1 protein-coding gene is annotated in these 1119 nt (G+C 39.0%); it reads right to left on the reverse strand.

What is annotated here, in order from left to right; genetic code table 11:
• On the reverse strand, positions 1–1119 hold a 1119-nt coding region (locus L3049_RS21520; protein WP_275111901.1), incomplete at both ends, for a cadherin repeat domain-containing protein.

A 1119-nucleotide genomic window follows, 5' to 3' on the forward strand; every position in this document is an offset into this window, starting at 1 on the left:
TGTATCAATATCTGCAATATCTTTTCCAGTAATTAAGTGATCCGTATCTCCTCCACCCGGAGTTGAACCATCGGCTTCAGTAATCACAATCTCAAAATCTTTGCTAGTATGAGATAAATCTGTACTGGTAGCTTTTACAATTACAGTTGCTTTGTGATCAGTCAAATCAGTAGAATCGTAATCGATGTTTCCTTTTACAGTAACAATTCCTGTATCTGAATCAATCTGGAACCAGCCGTTGAAATCGTTAGTCAACTCGTAAGTTACCTTATCGCCATCTTCATCAACTACATTGGCTGTCAAATGAACGATGTCATTAATAGCTGCATTCTCTGAAATGGTATTTGAATCCGTATCGATATCTGCAATATCTTTTCCTGTGATCAGGTGATCCGTGTCTCCTCCACCTGGTGTTGTGCCATCGGCTTCAGTAATTTCAATCTCAAAGTCTTTACTAGTTGTAGATAAATCTGTACTGGTAGCTTTTACGCTAACTGTCGCTTTGTGATCCGTTAGATTTGTAGAATCGTAATCGATGTTGCCTTTTACAGTTACAATTCCTGTATCTGAATCAATCTGGAACCAGCCATGGAAATCGTTAGTCAATTCGTAAGTTACCTTATCGCCATCTTCATCAAGAACATTGGCAGTCAAATGAACGATGTCGTTTACCGCTGCATTTTCATTGATTTCATTAGCTGCAAGATCAGTATCAGTAATATCTTTTCCAGTGATCAAATGATCCGTATCTCCTCCACCTGGCGTTGTACCATCAGCTTCAGTGATCACAATCTCAAAATCTTTACTAGTTGTAGATAAATCTGTACTGGTCGCTTTAACCGAAACTGTTGCTTTGTGATCCGTTAGATTTGTAGAATCGTAATCGATGTTGACTTTTACGCTTACTACTCCTGAGTTTGCATCAATCTGGAACCAGCCATGGAAATCGTTAGTCAACTCGTAAGTTACTTTATCGCCATCTTCATCAACAACATTGGCTGTCAAATGAACAAGGTCGTTTATCGCTGCATTCTCTGAAATTGTATTTGAATCCGTATCGATATCTACAATATCTTTTCCAGTGATCAAGTGATCCGTATCTCCTCCACCCGGAGTTGA

This window comes from Labilibaculum sp. DW002, from assembly GCF_029029525.1.
Classification (GTDB): Bacteria; Bacteroidota; Bacteroidia; order Bacteroidales; family Marinifilaceae; genus Paralabilibaculum; species Paralabilibaculum antarcticum.